Raw genomic sequence first — 19,442 nt, 5'->3', positions numbered from 1 at the left:
CATCCATATTTTTTTGCACCCAAAATATACATAAAAACAGCAGTGCAAAAAAAAGATGCACACACAAATAGGCATCTTCCTTAGATTTAATCTGTCTTTTAATGCGCTTGATTCAGTACCTTGCGATAAGTCAGCACCGCCACAATCAATAGAATCGGCAATAGCATCTCCACCCCTTCCTCAATGGTCATGATCATGACCTGCGTATGTGGTATGAGCTGAATATTGAATTCCTCCCTGAGGGTTGACGTCGTGCGATCCAGAACCTTGCTCAGTCCGCCACAGGCAATGGTCAGGAAGATAAAAAAATGCGCAATATTCAAAGAATCTTTCATGCTGCGTATGGTGTTTACCAATTTTTTTGCCAGTACCAGAAAGACAAAAATAATGCCGAGCAATAAAATAAAGCCCAGCAGCTTGTCCATGAGCGGAATTTCAGCACTGCGATAGAAATTGGTTTTAATAAAGCTGTCGTCAAACAGTCGCTTATGAAAGTCCATTTCCCTGAAGCCCAACAATATCGCAGCAGCAGCGGTAAATATCCGGGTATTCAGTTTAATTTCAGTATTTAGCAGACACAGCATGGCCAGCAAGTACCATAGCCAAGGACTAAGCACTTCAAAAGCGCCCGACTCACTGAATAAATACTGGGTTACTGACAGCGGTGCATTCAACGCAGTATGCACACAAATACTCACATAGAGCGCAATCAGCAGGAAACTAATAAACAGGATATGAGCGGTTCTGGAAAAGGACATGATCAAAACAGGAGAAAAAGCAAAGCAGGATTTTATCACTTTTCATCCAAATCACATACTCTAGTTTCGACTGCCGAGTATCTTTAAAAATTTTCCAATAAAAAACGCCTCTTGGTACAGAGACTAAGAGGCGTTTTAAACTGTATTCAGGAATTAGATTTTAGAAACCAATTCAGGAATAACAGTGTTCAAGTCACCAACTAACCAGTAGTCAGCCACTGCATTGATTGGCGCTTCTTCATCTTTGTTGATCGCAACGATCACTTTAGATTCTTTCATACCGGCCAAATGCTGAATTGCACCAGAAATACCGACAGCGATGTACAGGTCAGGTGCAACGATTTTACCGGTTTGACCAACCTGCATATCGTTAGGAACGAAGCCAGCATCTACTGCAGCACGTGATGCACCTTGTGCAGCACCAAGCTTGTCCGCCAATGGATCAAGGATCGCGTGATAGTTCTCACCTGAACCCACACCACGACCACCAGACACCACAATGCGAGCAGCTGTTAATTCAGGACGCTCAGACTTCACGATTTCTTCGTTGATAAACTTGGAAATGCCTGCATCGCCAGCAACAGTCGCAGCTTCTACAGAGGCAGAACCGCCTTCAGCAGCAACAGCATCAAATGCTGTACCACGAACAGTTGCCAGTACGACATTTTCGCCCGACTCTACAGTTGCAATCGCGTTGCCTGCATAGATCGGACGCTTGAATGTTTTAGGACCATCGACTGCGATGATGTCGGTAATCATGCTCACATCAAGAAGCGCAGCTGCACGTGGTAAAATGTTTTTACCAGTGGTAGTCGAAGCAGCAAGAATATGGCTATAACCTTTGCCTAATTCAGCAACCAGTTTCGCTACGTTTTCAGCCAGCTGGTTTGCATAAGCAGCATCATCAGCAAGTACGACTTTGCTTACACCCGCAACTTTCGCTGCTTGATCAGCAACTGCTTGAGCGCCAGAACCAGCAACCAATACAGTGATATCACCACCGATTTTTTGCGCCGCAGCAACAACGTTTAAAGTAGCAGCGTTTAATGCTTTGTTGTCGTGCTCAGCGATAACTAAAATACTCATGATTTTTATCCTTCTGTATTAGATCACTTTCGCTTCGTTTTTCAATTTTTCTACAAGCTCGTCTACAGACTTCACTTGTACGCCAGCTTTACGCTCTGCAGGTGATTCAACTTTTACTGTTTTCAGTTTAGTTGTGGTCGTTACACCAAAATCTGCAGGCGACTTGTTATCAAGCGGTTTTTTACGCGCTTTCATGATGTTTGGAAGCGCTGCATAACGTGGCTCGTTCAAACGCAAGTCAGTGGTAATAATGGCTGGAAGTGCAAGTTCAACAGTTTGTAAACCACCGTCTACTTCACGTGTTACTTGTACTTTGTCGCCATCTACTTTCACTTCAGAAGCAAATGTACCTTGGCCCGCACCCATTAGAGCGCCAAGCATCTGACCAACCTGATTAGAGTCGTCATCAATGGCTTGCTTACCTAGAAGGATTAATTGTGGTTGTTCAGCTTCAACAACACCTTTCAGGATTTTAGCAATTTCTAGCGCACCGAGCTGGCTGTCATCAGCTTCAACCAGAATACCGCGGTCAGCACCAAGCGCCATTGCAGAACGGATCTGTTCTTGCGCTTCTTTAGGACCAATAGAAACAACAATGATTTCTGAAACAGTTCCTTTTTCTTTTAAACGAACCGCTTCTTCCACTGCGATTTCACAGAATGGGTTAATTGACATTTTAACGTTGGTTAAGTCAACACCACTGTTGTCCGGTTTAACACGAACTTTAACGTTGGCATCAACCACACGTTTTACAGCAACAAGAGCCTTCATGTAATCCTCGGCTGTTTTAGCAAATGTAAATGTTGAGAAAAGTTAGTGTAACTCTTCACTTAAATTTTTTTAGGTGCCCTATCTTGCAATGTGTACGGCATTTCGGTCAAGTCACAATTCAACAAAGAGCTGTAAAAATGCGTAAATTTACCTGAACGATGCGTTCACAATTAATTGTTATCCATTTATTACAATGAAATGTATAAACATTTACTTAAAATTTAAGCATTGATTTATATTATTTTTTTATTTGATTAGTCACATCAATAGTTCTGATTGAAAAGCTGTACGCAAAATAAAATGAAAGTAGTTGGCAGCAAAACTGGCAGGATGAACCCACAATCATATTTGTCATTTTAGACAGAAATCTTCTTTGAAACGGATTTGGCCCACTAAAAAGACCAATTGACTGAATAAGCAACCCGCTCACTTATAGATATGCTGGAAAAGTCATCTCTTTTTCAAGTGCTTTTAACTATAAAAAAAGCATACTGTGAAAAGTATGCTTTTTTGAATCGGGCTTAATTGATGATGAGCCAGCTTGCTGCAAGCGCCAATAAACCACCAGAAGTTCCGTCTACCCATTTTTGTTTACGTTCATCAATCTGGGTTTTCTGGCTGATTTTGCTGAACAAAATACTTAAGCCACAATACACCACAAAAATTAGACCAATAAAAATAAAGGACAGAATCAAACCTTGACTGACAGTATTGGCCGATTTATCAATAAACTGCGGCAAAATCGCAAAATAAATCAGCATGCCTTTCGGGTTTAATAACGCAGTAAAAAAACCTTTTTGAATCGGATTGGCTGATGTCTTTTTCTCAATGTTCAGCACATTTTTACTGAATACTGACTTGAACAGGCCAAAGGCCAGATACAGCAGATAAGTAATTCCGAGCCAGCGAATCGTTTCAAACAGCACCGGAAAGGACACAATAATCGCGGCAATTCCGAGTGCGACCAGAATCGAATGCACCAGATAACCACAACACACACCGACAGTCGCCATCATGCCTGCTTTTGCATCTTTACCCATCACTTGAGACAGGATAAATAACATATCGGGTCCAGGCGTAAAAATCAGGGGAAGCACGGTCAGTGCAAAGAGTACAAATACAGACATTTCCTTTTCCTTTCAAACTCCAGAAAGTGAAACAAGTATCTGCGATTTTTTACAAAATTGGCTTTCAATTTATTTTATAATAAGTCTTATTTTTCGAATATTATTCTAATTTATGAAAATATCCACCAAGTCTGTGCGAGTAAAACTTGATCGAATTGATAAAAATATCATTCGACACTTACAAGCCAATGGCCGTATTCAGAATAATGATCTGGCGCGGGAAATTGGACTTTCACCTTCCTCCTGTTTGCGGCGGGTCAAATTACTGGAAGATGCGGGTGTGATTCAGAATTACACCACCATTGTCGATCAACAGAAAATTGGCTTTCAGCTGATTTTGTTTTCACGGATTTGGCTGGTCGGTCAAGATGCTGAAACCATTGACACCTTTATTGAGGCCATGAAAGAACTGCCTCAGGTGATGGAGTGCTATATCATTTTGGGAGAGAGTGATGCCATGCTGAAGGTTGTGGTGCCTGATCTGGAAAGTTACCGTAAATTCCAGTCGACCCATCTGACTAAAAAAAATGGTATTACCAGTGTTAAAACCGATTTACCTAGTCAGATTATTAAACAGAGTTTCCAATTGCCTTTAGAAGATTTATAAACGAATGGATTAAGAATGGCGACGGCGTATTTTTAATTCCAGCGCTAAATAATCATAGCCAGCTTAAAGCACCCGCTATGTTGCAGATAGATAGATCGCAAGTTTGACGATAAGAAAAATATCAGGTTGCCTTGTTTAAAGACAACCTTTTTCTTGAGTAAAGCCGAGATACTAGGGAGTTTAGGCAGTTACCTGTGCTAAAAAATCACGATGAATATGGCTTAAATCCACCAATTCATAGTCTGATAATTCAAAAACTGTCCAAATCGCAATCGCATCTTCTTTTAAATCGACCGCTTGGGTCGCACGATTCGACACTTGCCACTGTAAATCAGAAATCCATAAATAGTATTGTCCTGTCATTGCATTAAATGCCTGAACTTTACCATCGGCATTAATCCCTTGAATGATGGCACCTTCAGGTAAAGTCGCTGCAAGACTCGGTAAGCTAATGTCCACAAAATGCTTGATTTGTCGCAAACCATAACCTGCAAACATTTCTTTTTGAGCTGCGCTTAACTGTGCATATTTTTGTTCTATATCTGCAATCACTATTGTGTCCATATCAATTCCCATCCGCCAAATGCTGAGACTTTGCTCAGTCATACTTCATTTTAAATATTAATTACTCGTTCTTGTTATACCTGAAATGGCGCATTTAACGAATAAGACAATAGTGAAATGCCCAACAGAACGCCAGCTTTCAGTTCAATTCCATTTTAAAATTTAAATATGAAAGTTTTATGCCAAAAAAATATATTCATGATTCTTACTTTCTACCACTTGGCGCATGATCAATCCTTTTTATGCTGTGCACGCGGATGCGCCTGATCATAAATTTGTGCCAGATGATCAAAATCGACGTGAGTATAAATCTGGGTGGTGCTTAAATTACTGTGGCCCAGCATTTCCTGAACCGCACGTAAGTCGCGGCTATTCGACAGCATATGACTGGCAAAGCAGTGACGTAACAAATGCGGATGTAAATCCACATTGACACCTGCGCGCTGCGCCTGAAACTTGACCCGATTTTCAATTTGGCGTGCACCCAGTGGATTGCCCTTCTGGGTAATAAATACATTCGCCTCTGGCACAAAGTCGCCATTCCAGCGTGGATAAAGCTGTAACCAGGCCATGACACTTGCTTTGGCCTTGGAGCCGAAAGGCACAATCCGGGTTTTATTACCTTTACCAGTAATACGTAACAACTGCCGGTTAAAGTCGATATCTTTGATTCTGATGTTTTGTAATTCGGCCAGACGCAACCCACTGGAATACAGCAACTCCAGAATCGCTTTGTCCCGGAGCCACATTTGCTGCTGGATTTCATTTTCAGGCGCAGGCTGATCGATGATCTGATTCACGGTTTCAATGTCTACCATGCCCGGCAAAGGACGCGATTGGCGCTTTAACTGAAAATCATCAGCCGGATTAAAAGCGAGATGCTGGGCCTGCTCTGCCCATTTCATAAACTGGCGAATGGACGACAGCATGCGCTGAAGACTGCTGGGACTCAGCTGATGCTGTTCGACTTTTTCAGCCAGAAACTGGCGCAGGTCTGTGGCTTCTACATCATTTAAATTGAGCTGCTCACGCTGGCAAAACTCTAAAAAATCCGAGACATCACGAGCATAGGCCTGCAAGGTATGTTTAGACTGGTTCTGGATTTCACGTTCTTTCAGCCACATATTGAGCAAAAGTTGAGGGGGCACAGTCACTGCATGCTCCATTTAAAATTGCTCCAGATAATCTTGAATCAGTGCTGCCACCTGCTCTGCATGAGTGTTGGCAAAGAAATGATTTCCGCCTTGGATGATATGCAGTTTTGCATGTTTAAATATTTTTTCTAAGTATTGTCCTACTTGAATGGTGCTTAGAGGATCATGATCTGCCCAAATTAGCAAAATGGGAATTTCAAGACCGGCGAGCTGATCAGGATTAAATTCAGTGTGATCTTGTACAAACCAGTTCGGTACTGCTTTAAACTGTTCACGATAATCTGTTCGCCAGTCGGCACAGTGAAATCTCTTCAAATTTAAACCGCCTGATGTCGCCAACAATACCAGCCCTTTGACTTTTTGCGGATGCTTAAGCGCTAACCCAACTGCCAGTACACCGCCCATCGACTGGGCAATCAGAATGGAGTCATCCTGAATCTGCCTATTTACTAGTTCTTGCAAATCATACAGGTTTTGAATGGCTACATTTGGCGTCACCCCATCAAATCCTGGATAGGCAATGACCTGCTGATCTGGATATTCGGTTAATGCTGCCCTTAACGGCTGCCAAAAACCTTGGCTGCCAGATGCACCCGGTAAAAATACAAGCTGATTCATGAAGGCATAATCATGCATATTAAATTTCAGTTTCATCCTAACATAAAAAAAGCACCGTTCTGAGCACGGTGCTTTTTTAAAACTTAATGCCGATTAACCCTGAAAATAACGCAAATCCAGACGCCCTTCATACACGGTCGCCGTTGGTCCGGTCATCCAGACCACATCGCCTTCTTTCCACTCGATCTGCAACTTGCCACCTGCCAGCTCGATTTCAACCTTGCTCGACAGCAGACCACGGCGCATACCGGAAATGGCTGCGGCACAGGCACCTGTACCACAGGCCAAAGTCTCGCCGACCCCACGTTCATACACACGCAAACGCGCATGTTTTTCATCAATGATCTGCATAAAGCCAACATTGACCCGTGCCGGGAAACGCGCATGCGCTTCAACTTGTGGGCCAATACGTGCCACATCGGCAGCAATCACATCCGGTACAATCGTCACCGCATGTGGATTACCCATATTCACCACATCAATGCTCAGCTTTTCACCGCTAGCAAGCTCAATGTCATACAGGCTTTCCGGTGCATCGGCCAAAAATGGAATGTCCTGTGGCAGGAATTTCGGATAGCCCATATTGACCCGCACCCAGCCATTGGCACCCAATTCCGGTTCAACAATACCAGACTTCGTCTGTACCTTGATTTTGGTTTTGCTGGTCAGCTGACGGTCATGTACAAACTTGGCAAAACAGCGCACGCCATTGCCACATTGTTCTACTTCCGAACCATCGGCATTAAAAATCCGATATTTAAAATCTGCACTCGGTACGTCTGGTGGTTCAACCACCAGCAGCTGATCAAAACCAATACCAAAGTTACGATTGGCCAAGCGCTGAATGGTGACCGGATCCAAATAAGCGCGCTGGCTGATCAGATCAACCACCATAAAGTCATTGCCCAGACCATGCATCTTGGTAAATTCTAATAACATCTCGATTTAGTCCTTAAGGCAATAAACGCTCACGTTCCCAGAGTGATTCAATCGTCTCACGTTCACGAATCAGATGTGCCTGATCTGCATCAACCATCACTTCAGCCGCTCGGCCGCGACTGTTGTAGTTTGAGCTCATCACAAAACCGTAGGCACCTGCGCCCAAGACTGCCAGTACATCATTTTCTTTGATTGCCAATTCACGCTCTTTACCGAGGAAATCACCGGTTTCACAGATCGCACCTACCACATCCCATTCTTTAGTTTCAGCATCATTACGCGGCGTCACTGGCTGAATGTCCATCCATGCTTCATATAAAGCCGGACGAATCAGGTCGTTCATCGCCGCATCAATGATGGCAAAATTACGATGATTGGTCGGTTTGAGCAGATCGACTTTGGTCAGCAATACACCCGCATTGGCAGAAATACTACGCCCCGGCTCCATATACACTTTCAGGCCCAATTTTTCTAATGCTGGACGTAGCGCATTGGCATATTCTTCAACCGATGGCGGGGTTTCATCTTTATAAGTCACCCCCAGACCACCACCAATATCGATGTGTTTGAGGTGGATACCCATTTCTTTGAGCTGGTCAATCATGACAATGACACGATCCAGCGCATCAACAAAAGGCTGGGTTTCGGTGAGCTGTGAACCGATATGACAGTCAATCCCGACCACATCCAGATTGGCCAGTGACGCCGCATATTGATAGGTTGCAAATACACTATCAGATGGAATACCGAATTTATTTTCTTTTAGACCGGTTGAAATATAAGGATGGGTTTTGGCATCGACGTCCGGATTCACGCGCAATGAAATCGGCGCTTTAACATTCAATTCAGCCGCAACCTTTTGAATACGATCCAGCTCGGCATGAGATTCCACATTAAAGCAGGCAATGCCCACTTCTAAGGCTTTTTTAATATCTGCTTCAGTTTTACCCAGACCCGAAAATACAATTTTTGCGGCATCACCACCGGCTTTCAGTACACGTGCCAATTCACCGCCGGTCACAATATCAAAACCGGCCCCCTGTTTGGCCAATACATTCAATACCGCAAGATTGGAGTTGGACTTTACCGCGAAACAGATTTGATGATCGATAAAGTTAAAAGCACGGTCCATATCTAAAAAATGCTTTTCCAAGGTGGCTTTGGAATAAACATAGAGAGGTGTGCCAAATTGCTCTGCGAGCTGTTGTAATGAACATTGCTCAGCGTGCAATACCCCATTAATGCGGGTGAAACTCATGAAGGTATCCTTTCTTTGAAAGCGTTAAGGTGTAGTCGTTGAATCTGATGCTTCAGGCGCAGCAAACTGTTGTTGCACAGGGGCATCTCGTTCTTCATCGGAGGCTTTGGATTCAGCTTCGGTATTTTTATATAACAAATACTTGGCACGCTTGTCGTAATCTGGATCATTCGGCAAGTGCAACGCACCTGACTGCCCACAAGCTGCAAGAACAAGACTTGTCGCCAAGATACTGATGTAGCAAATGACTTGATGCATCTGACCACCTAATTGAATAGTGTTTCGATGAAGTATAACGCGATGATCACCATGACCAAAGCGCTAAAGCCTAGAGATTATCTTTAGCGATAAAAAAACGCCAGCAGATCGCTGACGTTTTTATTGATAAGGTTTATTTATGTTTCTGTTTATAGAAACCGAAATAGCCAATAACCAGAAGGATAAACCAGATCGGGCTGACCATCAGTGCTTGACGGGTATCGTCTTCCAGCGCCAACACCACGATCATGCTCAGGAAGAATACGATCACAATCCAGCAGGTCACCAGACCGCCCGGCAACTTAAAGGTCGATTTGGCATGCAATTCTGGACGTGTTTTGTAGTACACGATATAGCTCCAGATAATGATGATCCAGACACAGATAAACAGAATCGTGGATAAAGTCGTTGCTAAAGTGAAAGCGCGGACGGTATCTGGAACGAAATACTGTAGTGCTGCACCCAGTAACAAACACACCGCAGAGAAATACAAGGCATTTGCCGGAACTGCACGACGGTTTAAGCGACCAAAGGCAAGTGGTGCCTGCTCTTCACGCGACAGACCGAACAGCATACGACTGGTCGAGAATACCCCACTGTTCATCGATGACATCACCGAGGACAACACCACCAGGTTCATGATGATCGCAGCTGCGGCAATACCAGCCTGACTAAACAGGTTCACAAAGGGCGAGATATTTGGATCAATCTGATTCCATGGCGTTACCGACATCACAATCAAAAGTGCCAGTACATAGAAAATAATGATACGGATCGGAATCGAGTTCACTGCTTTCGGCAGGTTCTTTTCCGGATCTTTGGTTTCAGCTGCGGTCGTACCCACCAGCTCTACACCCACGAAGGCAAAAATCGCAATCTGGAACCCGGCCAGGAAGCCCATCGCTCCAGTCGGGAAGATACCGCCATGTGACCAGATATGACTAAATGACGCAACTGTGCCGGCATCCGAGGTAAACCCGGTAAAGACCATCCACAGGCCAACGGCAATCAGCACCACAATCGCGATAATCTTGACCAGAGCAAACCAGAATTCCATTTCACCAAACAGTTTGACCGTGACCAGGTTCAAACCCATGATAAACACAATCGCGGCAACGCTGATCATCACTCCTTCTTCAGGACTAAAGGGCAAGCCATTATTGAAGAATTGCAGGTAATAAATAATCGCGGATAGATCTGCGATCCCGATAGTGATCCAGCACAGCCAGTAGGTCCAGCCAACAAAGTATCCGGCCCAAGGCCCGATCAGATCCGTGGCAAAATCAATGAATGATTTATATTGCAAATTCGAGAGCAACAACTCACCGAGTGCACGCATTACCAGAAATACCATAAAACCGATGATCATATAGATCACCAGAATAGAAGGACCTGCGAGACTGATGGTCTTGCCCGAACCCATAAACAGGCCGGTTCCGATGGCGCCACCAATGGCAATAAGCTGTAGATGCCGATTGGATAAACTTCGCTGTAACTCACCGTGCTCTGCCGATGAACTGTTATATTTTTCTGACATTATTGATTTCAACTTCGAGTTTTACTCGCGACAAATTAACGTAAAAAAGCCTGAATACAAAAAGAAAAATCACATCATTTGTATTTTCTGCCTAAACTGTAAAGTTCATTTATTTTTCTTATATCTCACTCGCGCCAGCTTAACGCTTATTTTTTCGACGCCCGAGATTCAAGAAACTTCTTGTCAAAGCAGCAAAACCATGTAAAAACTAGAACACAATTCCGCCATTTTAAGTATTCAGGATGAATACCGATGGCACAATAATTGCTTTTTAATCAATATCTCGAATTACATAGACATGGATCAATAAGAAGAATTTTATGCAAAATTTACAAAGTTTAATGGAGACTTTAAGCGGCTGGGTCTGGGGCCCTTATATGCTGGTACTGATTGTCGGCACCGGGATATTCCTCACTTTCCGCTTATTGTTCTGGCAATTCCGTATGCTGCCACTGGCCTTCAAACAGGTTTTTGGCAAGCATCCCGAGCACTCAGGTGATATTTCCCAGTTCGCTTCACTGATGACCGCACTGTCTGCCACGATTGGTACCGGTAATATTGCCGGCGTAGCCACCGCCTGTGTGCTGGGTGGTCCGGGTGCGGTGTTCTGGATGTGGATGACTGCACTGTTTGGTATGGCGACTAAATACGGCGAAGGTGTCCTTGCAGTCAAATACCGAATTAAAAATGAAAAAGGTGAAATGTCGGGTGGTCCGATGTACTACATCGAACGTGGCCTGAAATGGAAATGGCTGGCGCTGATTTTTGCCTTGTTCGGGACACTGGCCTCTTTTGGGATCGGCAGTTCAGTGCAGTCCAATACTGTTGCACTGGCAGTTGAAAACAGTTTGGGGATCGAAACCTGGATGACCGGTATTATCATTACTGCCTTTTCAGCACTGGTGATTCTGGGCGGGATTAAATCGATTTCCAAGGCATCTTCGGTGATTGTTCCAATCATGGCGGTAGGCTATGTGGCTGGCGGTCTGATCATTATTCTCAACAATTTAGAACTGGTAGCACCTGCACTAAAAATGATCTTCACCTATGCTTTTACTGGTGAAGCTGCAGTAGGCGGTGCGATTGGTGCGGCGATTCGTTATGGTGTAGCACGTGGGGTATTCTCGAATGAAGCCGGCATGGGCTCTGCGCCGATTGCAGCCGCAGCAGCAAAAACCGACCATCCTGCCCGTCAAGGTCTGGTCTCTATGACCGGTACTTTTATTGATACCATTATTGTCTGTTCAATTACTGGTATTGTTCTGGTGATGGGCTACATCATGGCCGGTAATTCATTTGGTGATCAGACCGGTGCAGTACTGACGATTGGCGTGTTCGACAAACTCCTGCCCGGTGTCGGTGGCTGGGTGGTCACCTTCGGAATTATTTTCTTTGCTTATTCCACGATTTTAGGCTGGAGCTACTACGGCGAAAAATGTGCCACTTACTTGCTCGGCGAAAAGTTCGTTCTACCCTATCGTATTATTTATATTGCATCGGTTTTTGTCGGCTGTATCGCGACACTGGATCTGGTCTGGTTATTTGCCGATACCTTTAATGGTCTGATGGCGGTTCCCAACCTGATTGCATTGCTGTTATTGTCTGGCGTGATTGCCAAGGAATCGAAAGACTTCATCGCAAGGCGTAAATCTGGTGAACTTTATTAACCACCTTATTGCCTAAATCCCGAACCAAGAGAATAAAAAGCCACATCAATTGTGGCTTTTTATTATTAATTATTCGAAATTCAAATCCAATATTCATGTTCTATGAGCATAAACCGCCCCATTCTGGTAATTTGCCGTCAGATTCGAGTTCAAGTGCCAGCCCTAAAGATAAAACAAAAAACTGAATGCCTTCAATTTTCATATTGCCCTGATCATCTTCCAAATACTCGCTCAGTTTCTGATAGGTTTTATGCTGCAGGTCAAAAGGTACATCCAGATATAGACTGCCCGAATACACGTCACTGCGGACTGTGGGCTCAATGCCCAAACACGGTATATAACGGATACCCTGCTGCTCTAACCAGCCGATAAACATTTGCCGAACCGAGTGAGCGTCCTGATCTGGGTATACATACTGTTCAAAATGCACAAACAGCACATCACGGTTTTTTTCACGTGCGATCGCATCAATATGTTTCAGCAATTGTGACAAGATCTGTTCCATTTTCAGCATAACAAGACGGGCATTATAGACGGCGTTGATACACAACATCCGAATAAGCACAAATAAAAACGACAAGCCTTGTCGTAAAAACCATGATTTCTCAGGTGAAAGGCTTGGTTTTAGATCACATTCACCGCTATGCTGTCAGTCAATTTCAATCGCCTCATCTTAAAATATGGCTAAAGCAAAAAGTGTCTATCGTTGTGAACAATGTGGTGCAGATCATCCGAAATGGTCGGGACAATGTTCGGAATGTGGGGAATGGAACAGCCTGACTGAGGTCAGCATTGCACCTGCGGTTACACATCGGGCTCAGCCAAAAATCGCGGGTGGATATGCAGGTCAGGCATCCACAATCACCACCTTAAATCAGGTCTCAGTCTCTCATGAAACACGCTTACCGACCGGTATCAGTGAGTTTGACCGGGTTCTGGGTGGCGGACTGGTGACGGGTTCAGTGGTTCTGATCGGCGGTGATCCCGGCATTGGTAAATCAACCATTTTGCTGCAAACAGCCACGCATATGGCCTCTGCCAAAAATCCGGCCTTATATGTCACCGGCGAAGAATCCCTGTCTCAGGTCGCATTACGTGCCCAGCGTCTGGATCTGCCAACCGATCAGCTCAAGGTCATGGCAGAAACCTGTGTCGAACGCATTTGTGAAGTATTGACCCAGCAACGTCCTGCCGTCGCAATTTTGGACTCAATTCAAACCCTGTATACCGAGACCTTACAATCGGCTCCAGGTGGAGTCTCGCAGATTCGTGAATCCGCTGCCCTGCTGACCCGTTTTGCCAAAAACAGCGGTACCTCTTTATTTCTGGTCGGTCATGTCACCAAAGAAGGCGCCTTGGCAGGCCCACGCGTACTTGAGCATATGGTCGATTGTGTACTGTATTTTGAAGGTCAGTCCGATTCACGTTACCGGATGATCCGTGCCGTCAAAAACCGTTTTGGCGCGGTGAATGAACTCGGGGTGTTTGGCATGACCGACAAAGGGCTGCGCGAAGTGTCCAATCCATCTGCAATATTTTTAAGCCGTTATGATGAAGCGATTCCGGGCTCGATTGTCATGATCAGTCGTGAAGGCACGCGTCCACTCCTGGTCGAAGTACAGGCTTTGGTCGATGATGCGCATGGCCAACCAAGACGTGTAGCACTTGGCCTGGATCAGAACCGCCTGAATATGCTCTTGGCCGTCATGCATCGGCATGGTGGTGTGCAAACCTCCGGCCAGGATGTGTATGTCAATATCGTCGGTGGTTTGAAAATCACCGAAACCGGTTCGGATCTGGCGGTACTTCTCGCCTGCGCTTCCAGTATTCGTGGCAAGGCCTTACCACAACAACTGGCTGTTTTTGGGGAAGTCGGGCTGTCTGGTGAAATTCGTCCCGTGCCAAATGGACAGGAACGTCTGAAAGAAGCGATCAAGCATGGTTTTAAATACATTATTGTGCCGCGTGGCAATGCACCGCAAAAAACCATTGCAGGCGTGCAAATTATTGCTGTTGCCCGTTTGCATGAAGCCCTGAGTGAAGCCATGTCTTTAAGTGATGAGCTAAATTAAGCATCAGGCAGTGAATTTGCAGTAAAGCGCAAAAAAATACAGATTTTTGATTGAAATTCCACACAAAGCCTATATAAATAGACTGTACAAATAGGTTTTATTCTCATAGGAAAAATGAATGCAAGTTCGACAGCGCGGTTTGATTACAGGTATCTTGACAGCAGTATTATTGGTTGCGCCTTTTGCTGCTGAAGCAAAACGTGCCGGTGGCGGTAAAAGTCACGGTATGCAACGTTCTGCACAGCCTACCCAATCTTATCAACAACCTCGTCAAGCTGCGCCTGCTCAACAAGCGCCAGCTGCCGGTGCTGCAACCCAGCAAAAATCTGGCCCAGGTGTGGGTGGTATGGTTGCTGCCGGTGTAGCGGGTGCTGCGATTGGTGCCGTAGCTGCCAATGCATTGGCCGATGATCAAAGTGTGGCAGCGTCTGAAGCTCAGGCGGCTCCAGCAGAAGAGGAAAAAGGTGGTATTCCAGGCTGGATCTGGATCCTGCTTGCTGCTGCTGTTGCCTTCTTCATTTTCCGTAAGATGGGCGCAAAAAAAAAAGTAGCTTCTAATCCATTTGCACCAAATAGCGGTGCAGGTAATACAGCACCTTTTGGTCAAGCACCGACTGCACCTCGCGGTGGTGACAATAGCAATATCTTTGGTCAGAATGTTGGCGGTCAAACGCCAAGCACTAATGCACCGTTTGGTTCTGCGCCGGTAAATACGGCGCCTTTCGGCACGGCTTATACCCAAAGCGGCAGCCAGTTACCGGATGGTACTGAACCTGCCGCGTTCTTGCGTGTCGCACGTCAGCGTTTTAACCACATTCAGTCTATGAATACGGCAAGCAATATTTCGGAAATTCAGCGTTACCTAACTCCTGATCTTTATCAGTCAATGCGTAATGACATCATGAGCAATCAGGATCAGGATGTTGCCGAGTTTTCAAATCTGAATGCCATGGTGGTAGATTCATCGACTGACAATGGTCAGTATATTGTCAGCGTACGCTTTACCGGTACGGTAAGCGAAGACTTGAACAGCTTGCCACAACCGTTTGCAGAAATCTGGCATTTCACTAAACCAGCAGGTTCAAATCAGGACTGGGTGGTTGCAGGTATTCAGCAAGACTAATTCTGAACAGATAATATTTAGACAGCGGCTTTCGAGCCGCTGTTTTTATTTTTAAAGCTTATATTTTTTAATACCCCCCTTTTAGCCTGTCCAATAGTTCTTTTTATTTTTCATATAAATAGTTTGATGTTTCGTATTTAAAATATAAACAATAATTGTTATCATTCGCATCGAAATAGCTTAACAAGTTTAATAGATAGAATTTTCGATGATGAGTAGTCCGAATATGCATGCAATAGCGACTGAAACAGTTACTGCACCGAGTCCATCGAGCAAAAATAAAGTTAAAGCAAATCTGCTGGTTTATCGTGGGATGATTTTATATCGCTTTCTTTTGGCTGGTGTCGGCGGTTATATGCTTGCCTCGCTGGCTGCCATCGTGATTGCCCAGATGTTTATGGATGCAGGAAGCAGTGCTGCCATGTCAGCCACCCTGATTGGTTTTAGCCTGAATACCGCAGCCTTTATTTGGGTATTTATGGTCAACAAAACTATCAAGGCAACGCTCGGAATCGTAATTCCCAGTGTTTTGCTCTATATCAGCTATAAATTCCTAGGAAATTAAGATGAGAGTAGATGCAAAACAGGAAGGGCCACGCCAGTCGATGTCATGGTTGCATACCTGGGCCAGTCTGATTTTAGGCTGGCTTTTATATGCGATTTTTTTAACTGGAACTTTAAGTTTTTTCCAGAATGAAATCAGCATCTGGATGAAACCGGAATTTCATCAGTCAGTCCCACAAAAGTCCCAAATCGAACAGACCCGTGTCGCATTGGCTTATCTGCAACAGCATCATCCGGATGCCGGCAGCTGGGCGATTCAGCTGCCTAACTCACGCCAGAATACCACCATACTGAATATTCGCGGTGCCGGTGAAGATCCGCGTGCCCGTCGTGGCGGTACCCGCCTAACCATTGACAGTGCAACCGGTGAAGTGCTGCAAGCCCGTGAAACACGCGGTGGTTCATTCTTATACCGTTTTCATTTTGAACTGTACGGACTGCCCCGAATCTGGGCGCGCTGGATTGTCGGCATTGCAACCTTGCTCATGCTGGTGGCGATTATCAGCGGTGTGATTACCCATAAGAAAATTTTTAAGGATTTCTTTACTTTCCGTCCTGGCAAAGGTCAGCGCTCCTGGCTGGATGCCCATAATGCAACGGCGGTATTTGCCCTGCCGTTTCATATCATGATTACCTTTAGCGGTTTGTTACTGCTGCTGTTTACCCTGATGCCTTGGGGTGTCAGCCAGATTTATGAAAATCGAGGCGCATTTCTGCAAGATCAACGTAAGAGCTTGATTCAGGACAATAGCGTTCAGGCTGAATCCGGTGATAGTGACCAGCGTCGACTGCGTGGCGAGGGAGAGAGTCGTAGTGAACGTGGTGATATGTCTGCACGGAGTGAAGCTCGCCGTTCGCGTGGTGATGCACCACCTGCACGCCCTGCGCCATTGGCAGACTTAGCGCCCATTCTTGCAGCAGCAGAAAAGCAATGGAAAAACAATCCGGTTGCTACAATTAACATCATCCAGCCAAATACCGCCAAAGCTGAAATTGAACTTCGTGCCTTAAATGGGGTCAGCGTAGCCTATCGCAATGTTTATCCGAGTCTGGCTTTCAATGGCGTGACGGGTGAATTAAAGCCGGATCAAACCACACTGAAAACACCTTCAGTTGCAAACGGTATTTATAACGTATTTACCACATTGCATGAAGCACGTGGCGTGGACTTGGCTCTACGCTGGTTATTGTTCATGTCTGGTGTGGTCGGCACATTCATGATTGCGACTGGTTTGATTCTGTGGTGTGTCAAACGCGCACCACAACAACAAAAGCAAGGCTATAAATCTTTTGGTTATCGTCTTGTGGAAGTGACTAATATCGCGGCAATTATCGGTTTACCGATTGCCTGTGCTGCCTACTTTTATGCCAACCGTTTTATTCCTGCAGACATGGACATGCGTTTGAACTGGGAAATTCGCAGCTTCTTTATCGCGTGGTTGCTGACCTTAGTTTATGCCATGATTCGTAGCAATCGTCAGGCCTGGCTAGAGCTGCTCCTGCTTGCAACAGCAGCATTTGCCCTACTCCCAATTGTAAACTTCCTGACCGGCGGTCAGGCAATCTGGAACAGCATCATGCATGGTCAGTGGATGATTGCTTCTTTTGATCTGGCGATGTGGGCGCTTGCAATCCTGTTCTGGTTTACATTCAAGAAAGTAAAAAACCATAAAGGCTTGCCGCCTAAAAAATCCAAAGTGATGCTCAAGGAGAATCAGGCATGATGTTCTTCTTATTGATTTGGGCTTTGACTTCTCTCGGTTTATTTGCACTTGCCGCGTCGATGTCCAAACATCAGAAACAGATCTTTGCTAAAGAGCTAGATGCTTCCAAAACCAGAATGGCCAGCATTCTTGGCTGGGTGATATTAACGATTGCGCTCATCCTGTGCCTGTTCGCAGGTACAATCAGTAACATGATCAGTTATTGGCTGGGCAGTTTAACTTTTGCAGCATTGGTCGTTGGTTTAAGCCTGAGCTATCTGGAAAGTAAAATTAAAGTAATCGCCTCAATCTGTGTGGTAATCGCCGTGATTTCAGCAATCATTTGCTTGGTCTAAAATTCTAATTTACCCCCTCATACTTGAAAAGCTGATCTTCGGATTGGCTTTTTTAATTTAAACCTTTAGTCTACGCATAATATTTTTGAGATGTTGATATGACCCAGCGTGTTTCTCCCTCTGCTGCCCTGACCAATCTTGCCTTAGCAGGCAATGCTGAAGCGCAATTTGAATTGGCTGAACTGTATATGCAAAGCGAGCATGATGATGACATTATTCTGGCTGAAGAATGGGCATTGAAAGCTGCCAACGGCGGACTGGTTGATGCGATGTACTGGTTAGGTGAAGGTTATACCGTTTATGCCAAAGAACTGGCTGAAGAAGATCCAGAAGAATCTAAAGCTCACTTTGAGTTAGCCTATTACTGGCTAAGTAAGGCCAATATCGAGAAGCATCCTGCTGCGACTTTAGAGTTGGCCGGTTTCTACCGTCGCGGTGATGTAATTGAAAAAGACGTGGAAAAATCGATTGCTTTGGTCAAACAGGCTGCGGAACTTGGCGAAGTTCAAGCAATGCGCGATCTTGCATTTATTTATGCCAATGGTTTAGGCGTAGATGGCGATGAAGAACAGGCTGAGTTCTGGACTCAAAAAGCAGATGCTGCTGAAACTAAATAAGTAAGAAAAGCCCGTCAGATGATGGGCTTTTTATTTAAGGATTATTCCAACAACCTGAACTTTGGCTGTCAAAAAATTCTACTTCGATATTTGGAGCTACTTTTTCATTTTTTATAAGCCTATAAATTCGATGGCACTCTTCCTGATTATTTTGAAATATAGAAATAGCCACCTTACCTGATTGGTTGTTCTTAAATATCTGCTTTACCAAATGTGATTCCTGCTTGCCTAAGCTCCAGCCATAAATGACTAAATTAGCTTTTTGAGTTATTAAATCTGGTAGAACTTCATAGAAAATAGTACTCAAATAGGGACTACTTTTTATAGATTCAAGCTTTTTAGTTCCCGTACCCTCGGCAACAAATAAAGGAATTTTATTATCTTCCCATTGTGAAGTAATAACTTCTAACAAATCCTCAAAACCCCTCTTTGAACTTTAGTTTCGGTATTTTTTGCATCTCTGAAAATAGATAAATTACCATGTTGATAAAGACTCAAAGTTACTTCTTTTTCCTTACGAATAGGATTTCTCAAATTGAACCGTACCGGGTTTGTCGGAGAGTCAATATTCTGAGAGACTATTCCGATGAAAAAACCAAACTATACCCCCGAAATTAGAGAAAGAGCGGTTCAATTACTAATTGAATCTGAAAAAGATTATCC

The 19,442-nt window shown here is 44.5% G+C and carries 21 protein-coding genes; 8 read left to right on the top strand and 13 right to left on the bottom strand.

Features of this window, described 5'->3' with window-relative positions:
- Nucleotides 1–98 precede the first annotated feature (98 nt).
- From FTU95_RS04385 to FTU95_RS04370, 4 genes are all read right to left on the bottom strand, one after another.
- Entirely contained in the window at nt 99–758 is a 660-nt protein-coding gene (locus tag FTU95_RS04385; RefSeq protein WP_074383377.1) for a hypothetical protein, read from the bottom strand.
- Nucleotides 759–911: 153 nt separating this feature from the next.
- Entirely contained in the window at nt 912–1,844 is a 933-nt protein-coding gene (locus tag FTU95_RS04380; protein WP_074383378.1) for an FAD-binding protein, read from the bottom strand.
- Between the two features lie 18 nt (nt 1,845–1,862).
- The gene (locus tag FTU95_RS04375) at nt 1,863–2,615 is read right to left on the bottom strand and encodes an electron transfer flavoprotein subunit beta/FixA family protein (RefSeq protein WP_005097655.1); all 753 of its coding nucleotides are present in this window, start codon (nt 2,613–2,615) and stop codon (nt 1,863–1,865) included.
- A gap of 521 nt (nt 2,616–3,136) precedes the next feature.
- Nucleotides 3,137–3,742, bottom strand: a complete 606-nt coding sequence (locus tag FTU95_RS04370) for a LysE family translocator (protein ID WP_180077688.1) — start codon at nt 3,740–3,742, stop codon at nt 3,137–3,139.
- 112 nt (nt 3,743–3,854) lie between these two features.
- Here FTU95_RS04370 and FTU95_RS04365 point away from each other — a divergent pair, with 112 nt between their 5' ends.
- Nucleotides 3,855–4,349, top strand: coding sequence for an Lrp/AsnC family transcriptional regulator (locus FTU95_RS04365; protein ID WP_004645712.1), 495 nt, complete (start codon nt 3,855–3,857; stop codon nt 4,347–4,349).
- Nucleotides 4,350–4,529: 180 nt separating this feature from the next.
- Here FTU95_RS04365 and FTU95_RS04360 read toward each other — a convergent pair whose 3' ends face one another.
- The 7 genes from FTU95_RS04360 to FTU95_RS04330 all read right to left on the bottom strand — a co-directional run bounded on the left by FTU95_RS04360 (nt 4,530) and on the right by FTU95_RS04330 (nt 10,677).
- Nucleotides 4,530–4,913 (bottom strand): hypothetical protein, encoded by a 384-nt coding sequence (locus FTU95_RS04360; RefSeq protein WP_034608955.1) that lies wholly within the window; start codon nt 4,911–4,913, stop codon nt 4,530–4,532.
- Between the two features lie 230 nt (nt 4,914–5,143).
- The gene (gene xerA / locus FTU95_RS04355) at nt 5,144–6,079 is read right to left on the bottom strand and encodes a site-specific tyrosine recombinase/integron integrase (protein WP_180077686.1); all 936 of its coding nucleotides are present in this window, start codon (nt 6,077–6,079) and stop codon (nt 5,144–5,146) included.
- Nucleotides 6,080–6,685, bottom strand: a complete 606-nt coding sequence (locus FTU95_RS04350) for an alpha/beta fold hydrolase (RefSeq protein ID WP_257220102.1) — start codon at nt 6,683–6,685, stop codon at nt 6,080–6,082.
- A gap of 93 nt (nt 6,686–6,778) precedes the next feature.
- Nucleotides 6,779–7,624, bottom strand: coding sequence for a diaminopimelate epimerase (gene dapF / locus FTU95_RS04345; protein ID WP_180077682.1), 846 nt, complete (start codon nt 7,622–7,624; stop codon nt 6,779–6,781).
- Between the two features lie 13 nt (nt 7,625–7,637).
- Nucleotides 7,638–8,882 (bottom strand): diaminopimelate decarboxylase, encoded by a 1,245-nt coding sequence (gene lysA, locus FTU95_RS04340; RefSeq protein ID WP_005097661.1) that lies wholly within the window; start codon nt 8,880–8,882, stop codon nt 7,638–7,640.
- Nucleotides 8,883–8,906: 24 nt separating this feature from the next.
- Nucleotides 8,907–9,140, bottom strand: coding sequence for a lipoprotein (locus tag FTU95_RS04335; protein WP_005097662.1), 234 nt, complete (start codon nt 9,138–9,140; stop codon nt 8,907–8,909).
- Nucleotides 9,141–9,273: 133 nt separating this feature from the next.
- Complete coding sequence (locus tag FTU95_RS04330) at nt 9,274–10,677, bottom strand: amino acid permease (protein ID WP_005097664.1); 1,404 nt, start codon at nt 10,675–10,677, stop codon at nt 9,274–9,276.
- 320 nt (nt 10,678–10,997) lie between these two features.
- On the opposite strand from FTU95_RS04330, the gene FTU95_RS04325 reads away from it, so the two are divergent.
- Nucleotides 10,998–12,344, top strand: a complete 1,347-nt coding sequence (locus FTU95_RS04325; RefSeq protein WP_005169960.1) for a sodium:alanine symporter family protein — start codon at nt 10,998–11,000, stop codon at nt 12,342–12,344.
- A gap of 100 nt (nt 12,345–12,444) precedes the next feature.
- On the opposite strand, the gene FTU95_RS04320 is transcribed toward FTU95_RS04325, so the two are convergent.
- Complete coding sequence (locus FTU95_RS04320) at nt 12,445–12,849, bottom strand: hypothetical protein (RefSeq protein ID WP_180077781.1); 405 nt, start codon at nt 12,847–12,849, stop codon at nt 12,445–12,447.
- 175 nt (nt 12,850–13,024) lie between these two features.
- On the opposite strand from FTU95_RS04320, the gene radA reads away from it, so the two are divergent.
- The 6 genes from radA to FTU95_RS04290 all read left to right on the top strand — a co-directional run bounded on the left by radA (nt 13,025) and on the right by FTU95_RS04290 (nt 18,779).
- Nucleotides 13,025–14,416: a DNA repair protein RadA gene (gene radA / locus FTU95_RS04315; RefSeq protein WP_180077680.1), complete on the top strand. Its 1,392-nt coding sequence runs from the start codon at nt 13,025–13,027 to the stop codon at nt 14,414–14,416.
- A gap of 118 nt (nt 14,417–14,534) precedes the next feature.
- Nucleotides 14,535–15,539 (top strand): Tim44 domain-containing protein, encoded by a 1,005-nt coding sequence (locus FTU95_RS04310; RefSeq protein WP_005169956.1) that lies wholly within the window; start codon nt 14,535–14,537, stop codon nt 15,537–15,539.
- A 208-nt stretch (nt 15,540–15,747) separates the two neighbouring features.
- Entirely contained in the window at nt 15,748–16,104 is a 357-nt protein-coding gene (locus FTU95_RS04305; protein ID WP_034608454.1) for a hypothetical protein, read from the top strand.
- 1 nt (nt 16,105) lies between these two features.
- Nucleotides 16,106–17,827 carry a PepSY domain-containing protein gene (locus FTU95_RS04300; protein WP_180077678.1) on the top strand — a complete coding sequence of 574 codons (1,722 nt, stop codon included), beginning with the start codon at nt 16,106–16,108 and terminating at the stop codon, nt 17,825–17,827.
- Complete coding sequence (locus FTU95_RS04295) at nt 17,824–18,162, top strand: DUF3325 domain-containing protein (RefSeq protein ID WP_100329080.1); 339 nt, start codon at nt 17,824–17,826, stop codon at nt 18,160–18,162. Before FTU95_RS04300 ends, FTU95_RS04295 begins: the two co-directional genes overlap by 4 nt.
- A 98-nt stretch (nt 18,163–18,260) precedes the next feature.
- The gene (locus FTU95_RS04290) at nt 18,261–18,779 is read left to right on the top strand and encodes a tetratricopeptide repeat protein (protein WP_005097675.1); all 519 of its coding nucleotides are present in this window, start codon (nt 18,261–18,263) and stop codon (nt 18,777–18,779) included.
- Nucleotides 18,780–18,813: 34 nt separating this feature from the next.
- Here the strand turns inward: FTU95_RS04290 and FTU95_RS04285 are convergent, their stop codons facing one another.
- Nucleotides 18,814–19,191, bottom strand: a complete 378-nt coding sequence (locus FTU95_RS04285; RefSeq protein ID WP_180077676.1) for a DUF4917 family protein — start codon at nt 19,189–19,191, stop codon at nt 18,814–18,816.
- Nucleotides 19,192–19,442 lie beyond the last annotated feature (251 nt).

Source organism: Acinetobacter sp. YH12208, from assembly GCF_013418055.1.
GTDB classification, from domain to species: Bacteria; Pseudomonadota; Gammaproteobacteria; order Pseudomonadales; family Moraxellaceae; genus Acinetobacter; species Acinetobacter pseudolwoffii.
Note: the sequence above shows the minus strand (reverse complement) of the source record. Positions and strands in the feature narration are given on the sequence as shown.

Excerpts from the sequence above, each read along its gene's own strand:
- FTU95_RS04385 (WP_074383377.1), bottom strand. The coding sequence starts at position 758 with ATGTCCTTTTCCAGAACCGCTCATATCCTGTTTATTAGTTTCCTGCTG.
- FTU95_RS04380 (WP_074383378.1), bottom strand. The coding sequence starts at position 1,844 with ATGAGTATTTTAGTTATCGCTGAGCACGACAACAAAGCATTAAACGCT.
- FTU95_RS04375 (WP_005097655.1), bottom strand. The coding sequence starts at position 2,615 with ATGAAGGCTCTTGTTGCTGTAAAACGTGTGGTTGATGCCAACGTTAAA.
- FTU95_RS04370 (WP_180077688.1), bottom strand. The coding sequence starts at position 3,742 with ATGTCTGTATTTGTACTCTTTGCACTGACCGTGCTTCCCCTGATTTTT.
- FTU95_RS04365 (WP_004645712.1), top strand. The coding sequence starts at position 3,855 with ATGAAAATATCCACCAAGTCTGTGCGAGTAAAACTTGATCGAATTGAT.
- FTU95_RS04360 (WP_034608955.1), bottom strand. The coding sequence starts at position 4,913 with ATGGACACAATAGTGATTGCAGATATAGAACAAAAATATGCACAGTTA.
- xerA (WP_180077686.1), bottom strand. The coding sequence starts at position 6,079 with ATGGAGCATGCAGTGACTGTGCCCCCTCAACTTTTGCTCAATATGTGG.
- FTU95_RS04350 (WP_257220102.1), bottom strand. The coding sequence starts at position 6,685 with ATGAATCAGCTTGTATTTTTACCGGGTGCATCTGGCAGCCAAGGTTTT.
- dapF (WP_180077682.1), bottom strand. The coding sequence starts at position 7,624 with ATGTTATTAGAATTTACCAAGATGCATGGTCTGGGCAATGACTTTATG.
- lysA (WP_005097661.1), bottom strand. The coding sequence starts at position 8,882 with ATGAGTTTCACCCGCATTAATGGGGTATTGCACGCTGAGCAATGTTCA.
- FTU95_RS04335 (WP_005097662.1), bottom strand. The coding sequence starts at position 9,140 with ATGCATCAAGTCATTTGCTACATCAGTATCTTGGCGACAAGTCTTGTT.
- FTU95_RS04330 (WP_005097664.1), bottom strand. The coding sequence starts at position 10,677 with ATGTCAGAAAAATATAACAGTTCATCGGCAGAGCACGGTGAGTTACAG.
- FTU95_RS04325 (WP_005169960.1), top strand. The coding sequence starts at position 10,998 with ATGCAAAATTTACAAAGTTTAATGGAGACTTTAAGCGGCTGGGTCTGG.
- FTU95_RS04320 (WP_180077781.1), bottom strand. The coding sequence starts at position 12,849 with ATGGAACAGATCTTGTCACAATTGCTGAAACATATTGATGCGATCGCA.
- radA (WP_180077680.1), top strand. The coding sequence starts at position 13,025 with ATGGCTAAAGCAAAAAGTGTCTATCGTTGTGAACAATGTGGTGCAGAT.
- FTU95_RS04310 (WP_005169956.1), top strand. The coding sequence starts at position 14,535 with ATGCAAGTTCGACAGCGCGGTTTGATTACAGGTATCTTGACAGCAGTA.
- FTU95_RS04305 (WP_034608454.1), top strand. The coding sequence starts at position 15,748 with ATGATGAGTAGTCCGAATATGCATGCAATAGCGACTGAAACAGTTACT.
- FTU95_RS04300 (WP_180077678.1), top strand. The coding sequence starts at position 16,106 with ATGAGAGTAGATGCAAAACAGGAAGGGCCACGCCAGTCGATGTCATGG.
- FTU95_RS04295 (WP_100329080.1), top strand. The coding sequence starts at position 17,824 with ATGATGTTCTTCTTATTGATTTGGGCTTTGACTTCTCTCGGTTTATTT.
- FTU95_RS04290 (WP_005097675.1), top strand. The coding sequence starts at position 18,261 with ATGACCCAGCGTGTTTCTCCCTCTGCTGCCCTGACCAATCTTGCCTTA.